Source organism: Luteibacter sp. P1_D3 (genome assembly GCF_056406135.1).
Window position 1 is genome coordinate 17,813 of the sequence record NZ_JBFUAT010000041.1, and the last position, 16,970, is coordinate 34,782.

The window sequence follows — 16,970 nt, forward strand, 5'->3', positions numbered from 1 at the left end:
TTTGCGTAGTGCTCGGCGGATCGTGGAGACGTTTGGGCGCTTGCATAGTGTCTCCAGTTGGAGACACTATATGTCTGCGCATTCGTTGAAGCGAACGCTTTTCAGGAACACCATGCCGACAAAGTTTGCTCCGTTCGACGTCGCCAGCTATCTCGACAGCGACGAGGCCATTGCTGCCTATCTGAACGAAGTCCTGGCCGAAGACGACCACGACTTGCTTCTCTCTGCTCTCGACGATATCGCGCGAGCCCGTGGCATGACCGAGGTGGCCGATGCTGCTGGCGTCACGCGACCTGGTCTTTACAAGGCACTCAAACCGGGCGCCAAGACTGGATTTGTCACTGTCAGGAAACTCGTGAGTGCGTTGGGTCTGCGAATTATGTTCGTGCCTGATGCGTCGGCGATTTCGCTAACAGCCGCCGAGACAAAGCCTCGCAAGTCGGATCGCGTTCGTGCTGCGGCGGCGGTTGCTAAGCCGAAACGTGTGGTGCGGCGAGCAAAAGAAATCTGACGAGGGCTCAGCTCGTCAGATCTGCTTTACGCCGCCATCGACGACAAGTTCAGCGCCATTGACGTAGCTGCTGTCATCGCTGGCGAGATAAAGGGCGGCCTTGGCCATGTCTTCTGGCGTGCCGAGGCGGCCGGACGGCACGGTGCTGGTCAGCGCGGCTTCCTGGAACTCCACCGGCACGAGGCGATCGAGCGCAGGCGTGGACGTATGACCCGGCGAAAGCACATTGATGCGAATGCCGCGGTCCTTCAGGTCGACGATGGCCGAACGGACGAACGCACGCAGTGCGCCCTTCGTCGCGCCATAAACCGAGAAATTCGGGATGCCCGAGAAACCGGCGATGGAGCCCGTGATGATGACCGACGCGCCGTGAGACAGCAGCGGAAGCGCCTTCTGCAGGCCGAAGATGATCGCGCGGACATTGGTGTTGAACGTCGCTTCGTAGTGCTCTTCGGTGATTTCACCGACGGGCACGAACTCGGCGAACGCCGCGTTGAGCATCAGGACGTCGATCTTGCCGGCCTCTGCTTTGACCTGCGCATAAAGCTTGTCGAGGTCGGCTAGCCGGGTGACATCCGTCTGCACGGCGGTAGCGGCCGAACCGATGGCGGCGGCCGACTTATCCAGTTCCACCTGACGGCGGCCGGTGATGAAGACCTTCGCACCTTCGTCGGCAAACTGCTTCGCTGCGGCAAAGCCGATGCCGCTGTTTGCGCCAGTGATAACGGCGACCTTTCCACTGAGTTTCGACATGTTCGACTCCTGGCTGCTTCTTGGTGGGGATGGTGTGCGCAGCGTTGCTGCGACCCCCAAGAAACTGCGGACGATCCTTGCGTCCACCAGTGCAAACGAACGCATATGATTTATTCCTGGCGTGCTTGCCCGGTGGCGTACCGGGTCCGGGGCGCGACACGTGCCCCCACCCGGATTCACCGCCGGGTGACGCCGTCTCAACATCTCTTGGTTGATCGTCTTGGCTCTCGATGGGATGGAGCGGCCAATGAAATCACCCAAGCGCGGGGATACGGTTCAATGGGAAACCTCCCAAGGCACGACCACGGGTAAGGTCGAGCGCAAGCTCACCACGCCGGCCAGGATCAAGGGTCACGCCGTCGCGGCTTCGAAAGACAACCCTGAGTATCTGGTGGTAAGCGACAATACGGGGGCGCACGCTGCACACAAGGCCGAGGCTCTCACGAAGACGCGCGGAAAATAGCGCTGCGCGAGTCGTCAGCCGGTCGTCCATTCCGCGCGCAGGCGACTGGCTTGCTCCTGGATGGCAGAGATCTGTTCCGCTGAAAAGCGCTCGAGTGAGCGCCACTGCAAGGCCGCTCGCGGGTGATTCCAGAACCGGGCACGGTGACGCTCGAGGAAATCCCAGTACAGCGTCGTAAACGGGCAGGCGCGATCGCCTACTGCTTCGCCGGGCTTGTATCGACATCCCGCACAGTAGTTGCTCATGCGGTCGATGTAACGTCCCGAGGCCGCATAGGGCTTCGACACCATGCGGCCGCCGTCAGCGAACTGACTCATGCCGAGGGTGTTGGGTGCTTCGACCCATTCGACAGCGTCGACATAGATCGCCAGGTACCACTCGTGGATCAGGGTCGGTTTCACCCCGAGGAGCAGGGCGAAGTTGCCGGTCACCATTAACCGCTGGATGTGGTGCGCATAGCCAGTCCGAAGCGTCTGGCCGATAACTTCCTTCATGCAGTTCATGTCGGTGTTGCCCGTCCAGTAGAAGTCCGGAAGGGAGCCATCGGCGCGAAGCGCGTTCGAACCAAGAAGGCGCTCGGGCGAGAGCCAGTAAACACCGCGCACGAATTCACGCCAACCCAGAATCTGTCGGACGAATCCCTCGACGGACGACAAGCTGACCTTGGCTTCCCTGAAACGCTCCAGCGCGCCTTCAATGACTTCCATCGGCGACAGAAGTCGCAGGTTAAGAGCGGTCGACAGGCGCGCATGGTAGAGCCACGTTTCCCCGGTCCACATGGCATCCTGCCAGTGGCCAAATGCGGGTAAGCGGTTGTCGAGAAAGTCGAGGAGGGCGTTATTCGCCTGCTCGCGCGTGACCGGCCAGTCGAAAGCATCCAGCTCGCCGGGATGATCGGGAAACGTGGACGCGATATCGGCGATGGCCGATTGCGTGATGGTATCGGGAGTGAAGGAGAGAGGGCGCGGCACCCAGCCCGGACCTTGCCGGCCGAAGCTGCCCCGGTTGTCCGCATCGTAGTTCCATTTGCCGCCGACGGGTTTGCCATCGTCATCGAGCAGGATGGCGTGCCTCTGCCGCATCCAGCGATAAAACAGCTCCATGCGAAGCTGCGTTTTGCCTTTGGCCCACTGGCCGAAGTCCTCGGTGGATACGAGGAAGTGCCGGTCCGGTCGTTCGACATACTCCACGCCACAGGCCTTCGCGACGGCCTTGATGCCTTCGCGCAAGCGGTGCTCGCCGGGACGCACGATCACCAGGCGGCGCGGCTTGAGTTCACGGAGTTGCGTTGCGAGAAGGTCGACCAGGTCGTCGGGGCCCGCGTCCGCGAGCCGGGTATACGTCAGCGGAACCTCGTCGGCGTCGAGCCCGGCCGCGAAATGGCGCATCGCCGCCAGGAAGAGCGCGCTTCGGGCCTTGTGCGACCACACATGCTCGGACTCACCTTTTCGCTCGGCCATCCACACCCGGTCGGTCGTGGCATCGAAGTCATCGAAGGCGGACGAGTCACGGTTGAGCTGGTCGCCGAGGACGACAATGAGGTGGCGCATGGCAGGAGGTCCGGCGGGGGCAGGGCGCCACTGGAACAGTAGCTGCGTCAACCTGGAGCGAAGCGGATCGCCGTTGACGTACGATGCGATCCTGGCGCCAGGAATCTTAACCGAGGGGACACCATGACGTTTCATCTGAAAGCGCTTTCGCGGTTCTCGACGTACGTGCTGCTGTGTCTGGCCATCGGTTCCGCGCAGGCCGCCCCGTTCGATACCGCCAAGGCATCGATGGAAACCATGCAGATCCCCAGCCACGGATCGCCGATGAACGCTCTGGTCTACGTGGCGGCGGGCGCCGGTCCGCATCCGGTGGTGATCCTGCTGCACGGCTTTCCCGGCAACGAGCGCAACCTGGATCTGGCGCAGGACATGCGTCGGGCAGGATGGGACGTCCTGTTCTTCAACTACCGCGGATCGTGGGGCACGCCGGGGGATTTCTCCTTCGCGCACAGCATCGAGGATGTCGCTTCGGCTATTGCCTATCTGCGCCAGCCTGAAAACGCTAAGCGGCTGCGGCTGGATCCGTCGCGCATCGTGCTGGTAGGTCACAGCATGGGCGGCTTCATGGCCGTGCAGGCTGCTGCCGCCGATCCCGCGATCAAGGGCGTCGGCATGATCTCAGCCGCGGATCTTGCCGGCCGGTTCGTCGAGATGCAGGCACAAGGGTCAAAGGACGACGCGGTAAAGAAGATGGGCGCTGCACTGGGCGAAGAGGGCATGGCGCCGCTTGCCGGCTGCACACCCGATGGTCTCGCCAGAGAGCTTGCCGACCACGCAAGCGGTTGGGCATTCGGCTCCATGGTCGGTGCGCTCAAGGATCGCCCGGTCTTCGTGATCACCTCGGATGATGGACTGGCCCCTGCCGATAACGCCTTCGGCTCGGCGCTGCGCCAGGCTGGCGACAAACAGGTGACGACGCTCCATCTGCCCACTGACCACGCGTATTCCGATCAGCGTCAGGAGCTCTCGCGTGCCGTGCTCAAGTGGCTTGCCACCCTAAGGTGAATCGGGACGGCTCAGTACCGGACGTCGAGGGCATCGCACAACCGCAACATGGCCCGGCCGATGCCGCGCTTCGGCTGACTCTCGTCGGAGGGCAGCATGACGACGACCATGAGCGCCGCTTTCTCGACCTCTTCGAGACCCATCTCGGAGGCCTGACTGCGCAGGAGGTAAGCCCGAAAACGGGCTTCCTCCATGTCGCCCTCAATCATCGCCCGACCGATCGCTGACGCATCCTTGGCGAGGCGGTCGCGGGTAAGGGTGATGTCTCGGTCGATGGTGGCCATGGGTCGAGAGTAGGCCGCTCGTTGCGTGGAGGGCATCCATCGTGCGGCGTATATCGAAGGCCTATTCGCATATACTTGCGTACTTGCAACTAATGCACAGAGGAGTACTATTGCGCCTATGCATAAGCTACCTCCAGGCACCCATCCGCTAGCCGCCGAGCTCATGGGCGTGCTGATGCCCATCATCAAAGACAGCCAGGCTGGCGTCGCTGCGGTCATGGCGGGCTTCGACCTGACCTTTTCCCAGTTGCGCATGCTGTGGATCCTTGATCACGCCGGCTCAGACCTTGCGGTCAACGAGCTGGCCGAGCAGGTCTCCCTGTCTCTCCCCGCGGCCGGACGCGCCGTCGACGGCATGGTCCGCATCGGCCTGCTGACGCGGCGGGAAGACGAGGTCGATCGCCGGATCAAGCGCATCGGCCTGGCCGACCCCGGCCGCGAAACCCTCGAGAAGATCGGACGCGCCCGTGGGCAGTCGGCCGACCGCTTTGTCGAGGCGCTGAGCAAGGAAGAGCAGGCCGCACTCGCCGGCGCCCTGGCCACTCTCGGTGCGCTAACCCGTAAACATTTCGCCGCCCCCACCGGCGCCTCTTGCTCGCCTCCGGAAAAATCCGCATGAACGCTCCCACCAAAACCGATGCGCCACCGGCGCTCGATCGCCGGTTGCTGAGCATCGCTTCCGTCGTCGTGCTCGGCAGCTTCATGTCGATCCTCGACACCACCATCGTCAACGTCGCCATTCGCGAGTTGTCGCACTCGTTCGGCACATCGCTGTCGGTCACGCAGTGGATTTCCACCGGTTACATGCTTGCCCTCGCCACGGTGATTCCGCTGACGGGATGGGCTGCCGATCGCTTCGGCACCAAGCGCCTGTACATCGGTTCAATCGCCTTGTTCGTGCTCGGCTCCGCGTTGTGCGGGCTGGCCTGGTCGGCGACCTCGCTGATCGTGTTTCGTGTGCTGCAGGGCTTCGGCGGCGGCATGATCATGCCTGCCGGCATGACGATCCTTTCCCACGCGGCAGGGCGAGAACGCATGGGGCGTGTCATGGGCCTGGTCGGCATCCCCATGCTGGTCGCGCCGATCGTCGGTCCTATTCTTGGTGGCTGGTTCGTCGACGATCTCTCGTGGCGCTGGATCTTCTTCGTCAACCTGCCGATCGGCGTGATCGCGTTGTTCGCGGCCTCGCGTTTCCTCGATCGCGATGAGCCCAAGCCGCATCATTCGCTGGATTGGCGTGGCTTGCTGATGCTCTCGCCGGGCCTGGCGATCTTCGTCTACGGTCTGGCGGAGACGGCTTCGGGTGGTGGTTTCACCCGGCCCGACGCCGTCGGTGGCGTGCTGCTGGGCCTGGCCCTGGTCGTTGGCTTTATCTGGCATGCACGCCGTAAAGAAGGCGCCCTGATCGACGTACGTCTGTTCGGCACGCGTATCGTCGGCGCCGCGGCATCCACGTCGTTCTTCTTCGGCACGGCGTTCTTCGGCACGGCGCTGTTGCTGCCGCTGTACTTCCAGCTGGTGCGTAGTGAGTCCGCGCTGCACGCCGGCCTGTTGATGGCAGCCCAGGGCATTGGCGCGATGATTTCCATGCCGATCGCCGCACGACTCACTGACAAGACCGGTCCGGGCCGCATCGTGCTCGTCGGTCTGAGCATGACAGGGCTGGGCCTGCTCGGCCTCACCCAGATCCAGAGCGACACGCCGATGTGGATGGTCGAAGGCATGTTGTTCCTGCTGGGTATCGGCATGGGCTCGACGATGATGCCGTCGATGACGGCCGCGCTGAGCAGCCTGCAGCGTCACGAGATCGCGCGCGTCACCAGCGGCATGAACGTGGTGCAGCGGGTGGGTGGTTCGGTGGGTACGGCGCTGCTGGCCGTGGTGCTGTCGCACCAGATCGCCAGCGTGATGCCGTCCACCGGTGTGCAGGAATCCGGCCTGGCCGGTGCCCGCGCGATGAGCCCCGCGGCGCACGCGGCGATCCTGCCCGCGCTGGGTCGGGCCTTTGGGCACACCTTCGTCTGGGCACTCGGCGTGGTCGTGCTCGGTTTGATCGCGGCGGCCTTCCTGCCGCGCAAGCGGGCGGTGCACAACACCGAGCAGGCCGCCGCGGCGACCCTGGTGGACTAGATCGGTCAGTCATGGTGCATCGAAAGACCACGTTTTTGGTTCTTTTCGATGCACCGGGCCGAGCGCACCATGATGGCTCCTCCAAGGAGCCATCCTGATGAGCAAGATCCTTTTTTCAGCCCTGCTGGCCGTCGCTGCCCTGTCTTCCGTGACGGTGACCCACGCCCACACGGCGGGCGATTCGGTCAAACCCAACTTCTCTCACGCCATTCCCAACATCCCGGGCAAGTCGCTGGTGGCCGTCGAGGTGTCGTATCCCCCGGGTGGTGCGTCGCAACCGCACACCCATGCGAAGTCCGCCTTCATCTACGCCTATGTCGTATCGGGCTCGATCGAGAGCCAGGTGAACGACCAGCCTGCGCACGTTTACACCGCGGGGCAGGCCTTCTACGAAGAGCCCGGCGCGCATCATCGGATCAGCCGTAACGCGAACAAGACCGAACCGGCCAAGCTGCTCGCCGTGTTCGTCGTCGATACCGCAGACACTGCGCTGACTACGCCACAGGATGCGGGTGGGGCCAAGTAATCGTAGGTACGACGATCCTTGGCATGACTCCTCCCGACAGCGCGATGGCGCACAAAGCCACGCAACTGCTGCGCGATACGGCAAGCGATCTACATCATCGAAATGGACGTCCAAAAGAGTTGGGCGGATACCGCGGTGAACATCTGCAGCCAGGAAGGACAAACGACACGCATATTCGGCAGGGTGGCCCCCTTTGTGGCGGGGTGCCCACTCAGGGGGAGTGATTTCAATCGTGTTCATGGCATGCTTCGCGGCATCCAGACCACCCCCTAGGGGAATCAGTGAACGGAAGCGCCGCGCGATGGAATGCATGGGGGCAGTATTTTGCGGTGGCCGCCGCTTACGCTGCCTGTTATGAGGTGACACGTCATGTGTCGTTCTCCCACTGGACCCTGACGGCCGGGCTCCGGCTGGCCTGCCTCCTTTTCCTGCCGACGCGTTATTGGCTGGCGCTCGCTGTGGGCGAGACACTTCCCCTGATCGAGAGCGCGCTGCTTTGCATGCCGAAGCTGGGCGGGGCATGGGCCGTCTCGGCGTCCATACCGATGATTGTTCTTTTCATGGGCTTCGTAAAACCCTTCCTGCAACGATGGCCGTTGCGCGGCGACGATGGTCGCGTGCGGATGAGCGTCATCCTCACAGCGACGCTCGCCTGCGCGATCATCTCTGCCGTGTCGACATCGGTGACGCTCGCCACCGCGCTTCTGGCTGCGCCAGAGGCCTGGCCGGGCATCTCGGTGAAGGCTTATTTCTGGGCGTATCTGCTCGGCGCCTATCTCGGTGCATTGATCTTCGCGCCCGCCGTTCTCGCGCTGTATGAGCGCTCAGAAGCCCTTGTGCAAGTGACATGGGCATCGGTATGGCGCAGTGGCCTCATCCGTGATGCGGTGTCCTGGGCGTTGCCGACGTTGGTCGTGCTGAGCTGGCTGGCGCTTGTCACCACGAACGACACCGTTCGTCAGCTGGCCCGCCTGACCATGATGCTGCCCGTCCTCGGCCTAGCCTTGAGGCACGGGTGGCATGGCAGTGCGTTCGGTGGGATGGGGGCGAGCGTGGCCTTGGCCGCCAGCGGTACCGTCTTGCTGGACCCTGCGATGATCCAGTGCCAGGTGGTCCTGGCACTGTTCATTTCCTCGATGTTGCTCGTCGGCGCGCGTGCACCCGCTATGGCGACGTGCGCTCCGGCGGTACAACGCAACTCGTAGAAGGGCGGTTACTCAAGGGCCCTTGACGCTGCATTCCGCCGGGTTGTTGCAATCGTGTATGGCCATGAGCCGCATGGTGCCATCCGGCTGGGGAGCGGCGGCGACCTTCACCGCACCGTCCGAATAGACCTGCTCACTGTTCGCCTGGGTCGCGGCATTCCAGACGCCTTCGTTCGGCGTGGCCCAGCGACTGGCATCGACGCCGACGGGCAGGCTGATGATCTCTGCACCGGCATACGCGACGGCACCCCGCACGGTTCCCGACGCATCGTTCACCTGCACGAAGCGCAGGCCCGGACGCTCGAACACGTAGACGTGGTAATGCGGACTCGCACTGACATCGGTAGCGTTCGGCCAGGACTGGCCAAGCCCGGTACCGGTGCCGGTCGATGCCTGGGCCATCGCGGTACCACCGCATGACACGGCGAGCAGCGCGGCGATCGAAAGAGTGGTGCGAATGACTGGATACATGGACAGCTCCGTGAGTTTGGACGAAGACCCCGACACACCTGGTGGTCGTCGCCGATTATGTCATCGCAAAAAAGAAACCCCTTGAATAACCAAGGGGTTTTTTCGGCACGGAGCATGGCATTACGTTGCGGTGATGCTGTGGTGCACGTTGAACAGATTCGTCGGGTCATAGCGCCGTTTCGCAGAGGACAGCCTGCCGACGTTGTCACCCCAGAAGGCGTGCTCCCAATCAGCGAGGAAGTAGTCACTTTCGGAGACATACGAGCCGAGCTTCGTGCCTAGTCCGCGCAAGGCCGCGGTGGCATGCTCGACGGCGTCGGCTTCCCTGCGTGCCTTATCGGCATCGACGTTCGCTCCCGGCATGCCGGGAAAAGCGGGGTCGCCTCCCGCAGCGATGATGACCAGTGCAAAGGCATCGGCGGCCTGCGCGTTGGTCGCGGTATCGCGCGAGCGCACGCGTACGTCGTCAGCCGCGCCGAACAAGCCCTTGTTGAAATGCAGTCCGACTTCGTGATGCTGCGAGGCATCGAACAAGGATCTAGCCAGGCGATCCTGTTGACCGGCGGCAAGCAAACTACCGGGCAACCACAACGACTGATACGCGTGGATCGTCCAGCCCGCCTGTTCGCGATCCCCGGCCCAGATCATATGCGACAGCGGGGCGTCTTTGCGATCGTCGTTCGCAATGAACTGGGGCGCCTTCTCGCGAAAGAACGCCGCATCCCAGAAGTGCCGCGCCGGTAGGGCCACCGCGCTGATCGGTTGGACGATCACGTATTCCGGGTGGTGGGCGAGCCAGTCCTTGAACGGCGCCCACGTCGCCTCGGCTTCGTCCTTGGACAGGCCCTGGAACACCATCGAGATACCCAGTGCGTTTCCGTCCAGCAAGGTCATCTGTTCGCCCCAGTGCGGATTGCACAAGGCGTCGGCATAGAAGCGCATGGCCTGGGCGATCAGTGCCTGGAAGCTCGCATCGTCGGGCGCCTTGATGCGACCGTGCATGCCGCCAAACACATCGGGCAGGTCGAAGGTGCGCAGCGTCACGCGCGTGATGACACCGAAGCTGCCACCACCGCCGCCCTTCAGTGCCCAGAAGAGGTCGGGGTTGGTGCAGGCGTTTGCGATCAGTACCTTGCCATCGGCCGTGACGACTTCGGCTTCGAGCAGATTGCTGGCAGCCGTGCCGAACGCCTTGGAGAAACTACCGAAGCCACCGCTCTGGATCAGTCCAGCTACGCCCACGGTGGTGCAACCGCCGCCCTGAACATACCGGCCGGCCTTGGTGGTGACTGCGTCGTACGCATCGATCCACATGCAGCCGGCCCCCATGCTGACAGCGTGCTGCGGGGCCTGCTTGCCGGTGCAACCCTGGCCGACGAAGGCGTCGTGGAGCTGGATCTGCCGGAGCCGGCGTGTCCATACCAACAGGGAGCCGGCCGCGTTGGAGGTGCCCTGATAGCTGTGGCCACCGCCTTTCACCACGAGGCGAAGGTGGTTCGTGCGCGCGAAGTTGATCGCCGCGACCACATCCGTCGTGGATTCGGCCGCTACGGCATAGACGCTGGGCTGCGACGTCCAAGCACCGAACCAGCCACTGGTCTGGGTTAGCGACGGCTCGTCGCCCAGGTAGAAAGGGTTGCCGAGGTGGGCCATCGCTTCCTTCGTTGCTGCCGCAGGGGCGTCAGGCGCGAAGGGCGACTGGACCTTGATCAGACGGTTACCGACTTGCTTACGCAGGCGCTCCCAATGATCGGCGTCCGGCCAGGTGGCATCGATCGCGCGAGGGGCCACGGCAGTGCGACCCTGTGACGGCGACGACCAGGCGAGGGCAGCCCGGTTGAAGGCGAGGGCGTATGGGACGAGTGGCAGGACCAGGCCGGCCTTGAGCAGGGTGCGTCGACGCATGAGCTTCTTCCTTCGTAGGCCAGTGGCGATACGTTAGGCGCTTGGGCGGCGGCGTGTCAGGCGGGAAGGGACGAGGTGGGGCGGTTTAGGGACGAGTGGTGGGGTGGGAGGGACCAATGCAGCGGCAGGCGCTCGGCCCATTGCTGCTCTATTCGAGCGACGTAACGACGACCACGGGGTGATCATCTTTGCTCGCCCTGGATTCGTAGGCCCTGCATTGGCTGAGCCAGCGCTCCGCGACGTCGTCCGGCGTCCAGCTGGGGTGGGCGTAAATCTGATGGACAAGTTTGTTGTGGGTATTCGTAGCGGTGACTGAGCGTTGATGTCCTTCTGGTGTGGCAGCTTCGATCGGCGCTTGAAGCTGCGTTTGAGCGGCAATACCAGCGTCGCGGGTGCGGGCGACGTTCCGGTAGATTTCTGGCCCTGATGAGCAGGGCGGCAGGATGACTGTCCCCATCCGTGCTCGCACGATCGGTGCTTGCGAGGCCAGGAGGAAAATTATCAGGACGAGTGCAGCGGTCCTTTGCATAGTGATTATCCTGAGCATTGAGCGAGTGATGCGTTAGAGCAGTGGCATGGTTGCATTGGCGTATGATGCGCGCCAGTTCACGGAGACAGTTGTGAACCGTACGACGACTTCGGACATCCTATGCGACTTTCTGGGTCGGGATCGCCATCGCTTTGCCATGAAGCAGAGCGCTAATCACTCTTCCCACACTGGGGATCACCGGTTTCGTCACACACCAAGGCGAACGATGGCGTCTCTTAATGGAGAAACGTGATGAGCCAGCAAGATCGCACCACCCAACATTCCGCCAACGGCGTTGGTGGCTCGAACAATCCGGCCGCGAATCCAGGTCAGGACAAACCGGCGAAACGCGAAGGCGACCAGACCGGTCAAAAGAGCAAGGAAGACGTCGGCCGCGGTGACGCCGATCAGAAAGGCCAGCAAAATCCCGACAAGGGCAGTCAGCGGTAAGCGTCAGCCGCGGATTTGTGTTTCCACAGTCCGGGATGCCAGCGCGATGGCATCGAGCAGCTCTCTCACCCCGAAAGGCTTGGCCAGTCGCACCGCACGGCTAGGAATGCCTTCGACGTCCTCAAAGGGGCGGGAAGAGATAACCACCAGGGCGATGTCCTCCCGGGACGCCAGCTCGCCGAGGATGGGGGCCTGCTGATCGCCACTGCCAGACGGCAGCGTGGCGTGGCAAACCGCGACCCGGATCGTGGGCACCGAATCCAGCGTGGTCATCGCCGTTTCGAAATGCCCCGATACCGCCACCGAAAACCCCCGCGCCGACAACACCTCGGCGGCCATCTCGGCCAGTTCGCGGTGCGGGTCGAGAATAAGGACGGTCGGCTGAGTCATGGCGCAGTATGCACGCCTGCGATAGGGTGCGGCGGAATATTTTTTTCCAGCGAGCCATGCCCACGGAATGGCGCTGGCACGGGGCTGCGAGACACCCTTTAGCCCCCTCGGCTGAAGGTGAAGGAGTGACTCCGGGGTATGTTCCTAAGGCGGTGCCCGAGGGGTAATCCGGGCCCCGGCGCCACGGGATGCGTCGTATAGTGGGAATTCCTGCGCGAGACAGACCGAAACTGCAATGTGGCGCTGGCAGGATGAACCCCTGCCTCAATCGGATCGTCCCGATGACTACCGATGCAAGCACCGCCGTCGTGCCCTATGCACGCGTCGACGAACTGGGCAGCTGCCTTGTCCATGGGCTCGCGGTGGGACTCAGTATCGCCGGGCTCGTCGTGATGGTCATGAAGGCCACGTCGTATGGCGGGGCCGTTGCCGTGTTCGCCAGCGTCCTCTACGGCGCCACGTTGATCTTCCTGTTCTCCGCATCGACGCTCTATCACGCCTTTCAGCATCGCAGCGCGCACGCGCTCCTGCGGACACTGGATCACCTGGGCATTTACTGGCTGATCGCCGGCACCTATACGCCCTTCGCGCTCATCGCGGTGCCGGGAGTCTGGGGCGTCAGCCTGTTCAGCGTGATCTGGCTACTGGCCATTGCCGGCAGCGTGCTAGAGCTCGGCATCCTGCAGCGGTATCACCACGCGGCGGTGTTCATGTATGTCGCGATGGGGTGGGGCGCGATCGCCGCGTTCCAGCCGCTGGCTGCCCATGTGCCCAAGGCTGGATTGGTGCTGTTGGTCGCCGGCGGTGTGGCGTACACCGCCGGCGTCCCGTTTTATCTGGCGAAGCGATTGCCGTTTCACCACTCGCTATGGCATCTGTTCGTGCTGGCGGGGAGCGTGCTGCACTACTTCGCCGTGTTTCTTTACGTGTTGCCCAGGCCTGCGTAGACCAGCCTGACGAAGTCTTGGATACGTAGCATGTGGCCCCGCAGTAGAATCATGCCGCGTGCCCAGGACGTCCAAGACCGATTCATGATCTGGGCCATAAGCACTTTCTATAATTGAGACGCCATGCTGCTGCGACACATTCGCTACTTCCTTGCCGTCGCGGAGCACCAGAACTTCACGCGTGCGGCCGAGGCGTTGCACGTGTCGCAACCCACCTTGTCGCAGCAGATGAAGCAGCTGGAAGACACCTTGGGTGCGCAGCTCCTCGACCGGACGGGGCGGACCATCCGGCTGACCGACGCAGGCGAAGCCTATGCGCAATACGCGCGTCGCGCCCTGCAGGATCTCGATGCCGGCAAGCGCGCTATCCACGACGCGCAGGACCTGACGCGTGGCGACCTCCGGCTGGCCATGACGCCGACGTTCACTGCCTACTTGATCGGCCCCCTGGTGGCGCGCTTCAACGCGAGGTACCCAGGCATCAACCTCAGCGTGACGGAGATGAATCAGGATCAGATCGAGGCCTTGCTCGCGCAGGACGAGCTCGATATCGGTATCGGTTTCATGGACGCGCGTTCGGCGGAGATCGAAAGCCAGGCATGGTTTGTCGAGACGCTCGCGCTGGTGGTGGGCAAGGGGCATCCCTACGCCACGCGGCAGGAGCCGCTATCGCTTCGTGAGTTCGCGAAGGAACCGCGCGTTCTGTTGAACGGGGATTTCGCCACCCGGATTCATATCGATCGCCACTGCCAGCAGCAGGGGATCAAGCCGCCTATTGCGATCGAGGCCAATTCGGTCAGCGGGATTATCGAGATCGTGCAGCATAGCGATCGTCTTGCGACGGTGCTGCCGGAAGCAGTTGCCCAGCATCACCCAGGCCTTTGCCCGGTTCAGTTGGTCGATGCGATGCCCGAGCGGACGGTGGCGCTCCTTCAACGCAAGGATGCGTATCGGACGGCGGCGTGTCGTGCGTTTGTGGCGTTGGCCACGTCGTGGACTACAGACAACTTCAAGTTGATTTGATACGGTCTTTCCGTTGCCTGCGCTGTCGCTGTCGAAGCCTCGCAGGCAACCATCGCTCTATGCGGTGAGAAGCGCGGGTCAGAGGTGTTCGAGCACCGCTGACCCGCTAACCAAAACCAACTCTAAGGAAGTTAGTCATGGCTGCCACCGATCATACGGTGTTCGTTCGCCCGCCGAATCCCCCCGGCGACATCCCCACCGGTTACCGGGCGCTCTGCGGTCCTCGCAGAGACGGTTGAAGAACCGCGGCGTAAGCCGTTCTCCTGAGTTTTTCCCGGCCGAGCAACGCGGCACGTCGCCGTGTGGACCCGGGAATCAGGGGCTGGCGCCGTACACACTTCGTCAATCAAGCCGCACGGCGCCCGGACACGGGCAGCCGATGAACCCGCGATTCCGTGTGATCCGCGGCACGTTGCGCAGTGCGTGACGTGCCGCACCTGCGGGCGGGGCGGCGTTTAAGGAGAATCTCATGTCTGGTTCGAAAGAGAGTCATTCGGGGGTGGGGTTTCATTACCACATTGACCCCGAAGCGACGGCGCACGACCTGATGAATGAAGCGACCGAGTGGCTTCAGTATGCGCGGGGGCTTACTCGGCTATTGGCTGACTTGATTCATGAGGCTGAGGCGGTGGACTGCCAGCGGGTGGCGCAGGGGTTGGAGGCGATCGGGGCGCTGACGCATATGGGGGTGCAGTGCACGGCGCAGGCGCATGCGCGGATGTGTTGGGAGCAAGGGAGGGCTTAGACATGGCGGCCCTGGCGGGCAGGCCGGGTGCTAAGTAACTTCACTGATTACGCTTCCGGGGTTCTTCGGATGCGCCTGCCGGAATGCCAGTCCAGGCTGGTGTTCTCGTGGAACAGAGTGCACGACGATGGCCGATCGCAAGCCCAACATCCTTTTCATCATGGCCGACGATATCGGCTGGTTCAACGTCAGCTGCAATAACAACGGCATCATGGGCTACCGCACCCCCAATATCGATCGCATCGCGAACGAGGGTGCCAACTTCACCGACTTCTACGGGCAACAGAGTTGCACGGCGGGGCGGGCGGCCTTTATCACCGGGCAATCACCGATCCGCACTGGCCTGACCAAGGTTGGCATGCCGGGCGCAACGCTGGGACTGAGCGCCGAAGATCCCAGTGTCGGCGAGTTCATGAAGCACTTCGGTTATGCCACAGGTCAATTCGGCAAGAACCATCTGGGTGATCGCAACGAACACCTGCCGACGGTGCATGGCTTCGACGAGTTCTTCGGCAACCTCTATCACCTTAATGCCGAGGAAGAGCCGGAGTATCCGAACTATCCCAAGGATCCTGCTTTCCGGAAGCAGTTCGGTCCCCGCGGCGTCATGCGGTCGAAAGCGACGGACAAGGACGACAGCACGGAAGATCCTCAGTTCGGCAGGGTGGGAAAGCAGACTATCGAGAACACCGGTCCGCTGAACCGCAAACGCATGGAAACTGTGGACGAGGAGTTCCTCGACGCGGTATTGGATTTCATCGACCGCAAGAGCAAGTCCGATGAACCTTGGTTCTGCTATTTCAATCCCACGCGCATGCACGTCTTTACCCATCTCAAACCCGAATCGGTCGGCAAGACGGGGCTTGGTGTCTATCCCGACGGCATGGTCGAACTCGATGGCTACGTCGGCCAGTTGCTGGATCGACTTGACGAGCTCGGCATAGCGGACAACACGATCGTGGTCTTCACCACGGATAATGGTGCCGAGGTCTGCACGTGGCCCGATGGCGGGACCACGCCGTTCCGCGGAGAGAAGGACAGCAACTGGGAAGGCGGGTGGCGCGTGCCTTGCGTGATGCGCTGGCCGGGTGTGATCGAGCCGGGCCGAGTCATCAACGCTATCGCGTCGCTACAGGATTTCATTCCCACGTTTGCCGCCGCGAATGCGGAGACCGACCTGGTCGAGAAAGTGAAGAAGGGTTACGAAATGGGTGGCCGGTCGTACAAGGTGCACCTGGACGGCTTCAATCTGCTGCCGTTTCTCTCGGGTAAGGAGAAGGCGTCGCCCCGCGAAGGTTTCATCTACTGGAGTGACGACGGGGAATGCATGGCCGTGCGTATGGGGCGTTGGAAAGTGGTGTTCGCCGAGCAGCGGGCGGAGGGCCTGCAAAGTTGGCGCGAGCCATTGTCCGAAATGCGCATACCGAAGTTCTTCGACCTGCGGGCCGATCCGTTCGAGCGGGGTGAGGAGAGCTTCAAGTACAACGACTGGTTTCTGGAGCAGAATTTCCTGCTTTACGCGGCGCCGCCGCTTCTGGCCAAGTGGTTGCAGAGTTTCAGTGAGTTCCCGCCGCGTGCCAAGGCGGCGTCGTTTAGTATCGATAGGGTCATGGAGGCTATGGTGCCGAAGAGCTGAAAGATCGGCTCGAGGCCGCGAGTTGGTCGCGGAAAGGAACGTCGTCGGAATGTGTTCGCAAGGACCTGCCGATGCGACGGGCCCATCACCGGTGGGCTGCGAGGCTAGCCTCTCCCAGCCGCCGCCAGGACCCCCCCATGGACGCCATCGCACTGCTCAAGCAAGACCACACCCTCGTCAAAGACCTTCTCGAACAGCTGGCCGATTCCACGAGCCGCGCCTTCAAGAAGCGTGGCGAGCTCCTGCAGCAGATCCACATCAATCTCAAAGCCCATACGACGATCGAAGAGGAAATCTTCTATCCGGCATTCAAGCAAGCGGGCAAGAAAGAAGAAGAGAAGATGTATTACGAGGCGCTTGAGGAGCACCGCGCCGCAGAAGATCTCGTGCTGCCTGACCTGATGAAGACGGACCCGGCGACGGAGCAGTTCGCAGGGCGCGCCAAGG

The 16,970-nt window shown here is 62.6% G+C and carries 20 protein-coding genes; 13 read left to right on the top strand and 7 right to left on the bottom strand.

The genetic code is table 11. The features are described from left to right. Nucleotides 1-112: 112 nt before the first annotated feature. Nucleotides 113-511, top strand: coding sequence for an addiction module antidote protein (locus AC1DYM_RS19900; RefSeq protein ID WP_477341301.1), 399 nt, complete (start codon nucleotides 113-115; stop codon nucleotides 509-511). Between the two features lie 15 nt (nucleotides 512-526). On the opposite strand, the gene AC1DYM_RS19905 is transcribed toward AC1DYM_RS19900, so the two are convergent. Continuing rightward, nucleotides 527-1,264 carry an SDR family NAD(P)-dependent oxidoreductase gene (locus AC1DYM_RS19905; protein ID WP_477341303.1) on the bottom strand — a complete coding sequence of 246 codons (738 nt, stop codon included), beginning with the start codon at nucleotides 1,262-1,264 and terminating at the stop codon, nucleotides 527-529. A 247-nt stretch (nucleotides 1,265-1,511) separates the two neighbouring features. On the opposite strand from AC1DYM_RS19905, the gene AC1DYM_RS19910 reads away from it, so the two are divergent. Continuing rightward, on the top strand, nucleotides 1,512-1,727 hold the full coding sequence (locus AC1DYM_RS19910; RefSeq protein WP_477341305.1) for a hypervirulence associated TUDOR domain-containing protein: 216 nt from the start codon (nucleotides 1,512-1,514) through the stop codon (nucleotides 1,725-1,727). A gap of 14 nt (nucleotides 1,728-1,741) precedes the next feature. Here AC1DYM_RS19910 and AC1DYM_RS19915 read toward each other — a convergent pair whose 3' ends face one another. Next, nucleotides 1,742-3,277, bottom strand: coding sequence for a cryptochrome/photolyase family protein (locus tag AC1DYM_RS19915; protein ID WP_477341306.1), 1,536 nt, complete (start codon nucleotides 3,275-3,277; stop codon nucleotides 1,742-1,744). Between the two features lie 123 nt (nucleotides 3,278-3,400). Between AC1DYM_RS19915 and AC1DYM_RS19920 the strand changes: the two genes are divergently transcribed. Continuing rightward, complete coding sequence (locus tag AC1DYM_RS19920; protein ID WP_477341308.1) at nucleotides 3,401-4,282, top strand: alpha/beta hydrolase; 882 nt, start codon at nucleotides 3,401-3,403, stop codon at nucleotides 4,280-4,282. An 11-nt stretch (nucleotides 4,283-4,293) separates the two neighbouring features. Here AC1DYM_RS19920 and AC1DYM_RS19925 read toward each other — a convergent pair whose 3' ends face one another. Continuing rightward, nucleotides 4,294-4,566 carry a hypothetical protein gene (locus tag AC1DYM_RS19925; protein WP_477341310.1) on the bottom strand — a complete coding sequence of 91 codons (273 nt, stop codon included), beginning with the start codon at nucleotides 4,564-4,566 and terminating at the stop codon, nucleotides 4,294-4,296. A 175-nt stretch (nucleotides 4,567-4,741) separates the two neighbouring features. On the opposite strand from AC1DYM_RS19925, the gene AC1DYM_RS19930 reads away from it, so the two are divergent. From AC1DYM_RS19930 to AC1DYM_RS19945, 4 genes are all read left to right on the top strand, one after another. Then, complete coding sequence (locus AC1DYM_RS19930) at nucleotides 4,742-5,185, top strand: MarR family winged helix-turn-helix transcriptional regulator (RefSeq protein ID WP_477341312.1); 444 nt, start codon at nucleotides 4,742-4,744, stop codon at nucleotides 5,183-5,185. After that, complete coding sequence (locus tag AC1DYM_RS19935) at nucleotides 5,182-6,696, top strand: DHA2 family efflux MFS transporter permease subunit (protein ID WP_477341314.1); 1,515 nt, start codon at nucleotides 5,182-5,184, stop codon at nucleotides 6,694-6,696. The genes AC1DYM_RS19930 and AC1DYM_RS19935 overlap by 4 nt, the downstream gene beginning before the upstream one ends. 97 nt (nucleotides 6,697-6,793) lie before the next feature. Beyond that, the gene (locus tag AC1DYM_RS19940; RefSeq protein ID WP_477341316.1) at nucleotides 6,794-7,222 is read left to right on the top strand and encodes a cupin domain-containing protein; all 429 of its coding nucleotides are present in this window, start codon (nucleotides 6,794-6,796) and stop codon (nucleotides 7,220-7,222) included. A 281-nt stretch (nucleotides 7,223-7,503) separates the two neighbouring features. After that, complete coding sequence (locus AC1DYM_RS19945; protein ID WP_477341318.1) at nucleotides 7,504-8,427, top strand: MASE1 domain-containing protein; 924 nt, start codon at nucleotides 7,504-7,506, stop codon at nucleotides 8,425-8,427. A gap of 12 nt (nucleotides 8,428-8,439) precedes the next feature. Here the strand turns inward: AC1DYM_RS19945 and AC1DYM_RS19950 are convergent, their stop codons facing one another. The 3 genes from AC1DYM_RS19950 to AC1DYM_RS19960 all read right to left on the bottom strand — a co-directional run bounded on the left by AC1DYM_RS19950 (nucleotide 8,440) and on the right by AC1DYM_RS19960 (nucleotide 11,332). Then, complete coding sequence (locus AC1DYM_RS19950) at nucleotides 8,440-8,898, bottom strand: hypothetical protein (RefSeq protein WP_477341320.1); 459 nt, start codon at nucleotides 8,896-8,898, stop codon at nucleotides 8,440-8,442. A 120-nt stretch (nucleotides 8,899-9,018) separates the two neighbouring features. Further along, on the bottom strand, nucleotides 9,019-10,803 hold the full coding sequence (locus tag AC1DYM_RS19955; RefSeq protein ID WP_477341322.1) for an FAD-binding oxidoreductase: 1,785 nt from the start codon (nucleotides 10,801-10,803) through the stop codon (nucleotides 9,019-9,021). Nucleotides 10,804-10,951: 148 nt separating this feature from the next. Then, complete coding sequence (locus AC1DYM_RS19960) at nucleotides 10,952-11,332, bottom strand: hypothetical protein (RefSeq protein WP_477341324.1); 381 nt, start codon at nucleotides 11,330-11,332, stop codon at nucleotides 10,952-10,954. A 252-nt stretch (nucleotides 11,333-11,584) separates the two neighbouring features. Between AC1DYM_RS19960 and AC1DYM_RS19965 the strand changes: the two genes are divergently transcribed. Next, nucleotides 11,585-11,782: a hypothetical protein gene (locus AC1DYM_RS19965; RefSeq protein WP_477341326.1), complete on the top strand. Its 198-nt coding sequence runs from the start codon at nucleotides 11,585-11,587 to the stop codon at nucleotides 11,780-11,782. Between the two features lie 3 nt (nucleotides 11,783-11,785). Here the strand turns inward: AC1DYM_RS19965 and AC1DYM_RS19970 are convergent, their stop codons facing one another. After that, nucleotides 11,786-12,172, bottom strand: coding sequence for a response regulator transcription factor (locus AC1DYM_RS19970; protein ID WP_477341328.1), 387 nt, complete (start codon nucleotides 12,170-12,172; stop codon nucleotides 11,786-11,788). A gap of 281 nt (nucleotides 12,173-12,453) precedes the next feature. Between AC1DYM_RS19970 and trhA the strand changes: the two genes are divergently transcribed. The 5 genes from trhA to AC1DYM_RS19995 all read left to right on the top strand — a co-directional run. Continuing rightward, nucleotides 12,454-13,119 carry a PAQR family membrane homeostasis protein TrhA gene (trhA, locus tag AC1DYM_RS19975; protein WP_477341330.1) on the top strand — a complete coding sequence of 222 codons (666 nt, stop codon included), beginning with the start codon at nucleotides 12,454-12,456 and terminating at the stop codon, nucleotides 13,117-13,119. A 123-nt stretch (nucleotides 13,120-13,242) separates the two neighbouring features. Then, nucleotides 13,243-14,142 carry a transcriptional regulator CynR gene (gene cynR, locus AC1DYM_RS19980; RefSeq protein ID WP_477341332.1) on the top strand — a complete coding sequence of 300 codons (900 nt, stop codon included), beginning with the start codon at nucleotides 13,243-13,245 and terminating at the stop codon, nucleotides 14,140-14,142. 469 nt (nucleotides 14,143-14,611) lie between these two features. After that, the gene (locus tag AC1DYM_RS19985; RefSeq protein ID WP_477341334.1) at nucleotides 14,612-14,887 is read left to right on the top strand and encodes a hypothetical protein; all 276 of its coding nucleotides are present in this window, start codon (nucleotides 14,612-14,614) and stop codon (nucleotides 14,885-14,887) included. A gap of 127 nt (nucleotides 14,888-15,014) precedes the next feature. Continuing rightward, on the top strand, nucleotides 15,015-16,523 hold the full coding sequence (locus AC1DYM_RS19990) for an arylsulfatase (protein WP_477341335.1): 1,509 nt from the start codon (nucleotides 15,015-15,017) through the stop codon (nucleotides 16,521-16,523). A gap of 137 nt (nucleotides 16,524-16,660) precedes the next feature. Beyond that, the coding region (locus tag AC1DYM_RS19995) for a hemerythrin domain-containing protein (protein ID WP_477341337.1) at nucleotides 16,661-16,970 on the top strand (310 nt) is incomplete at its 3' end.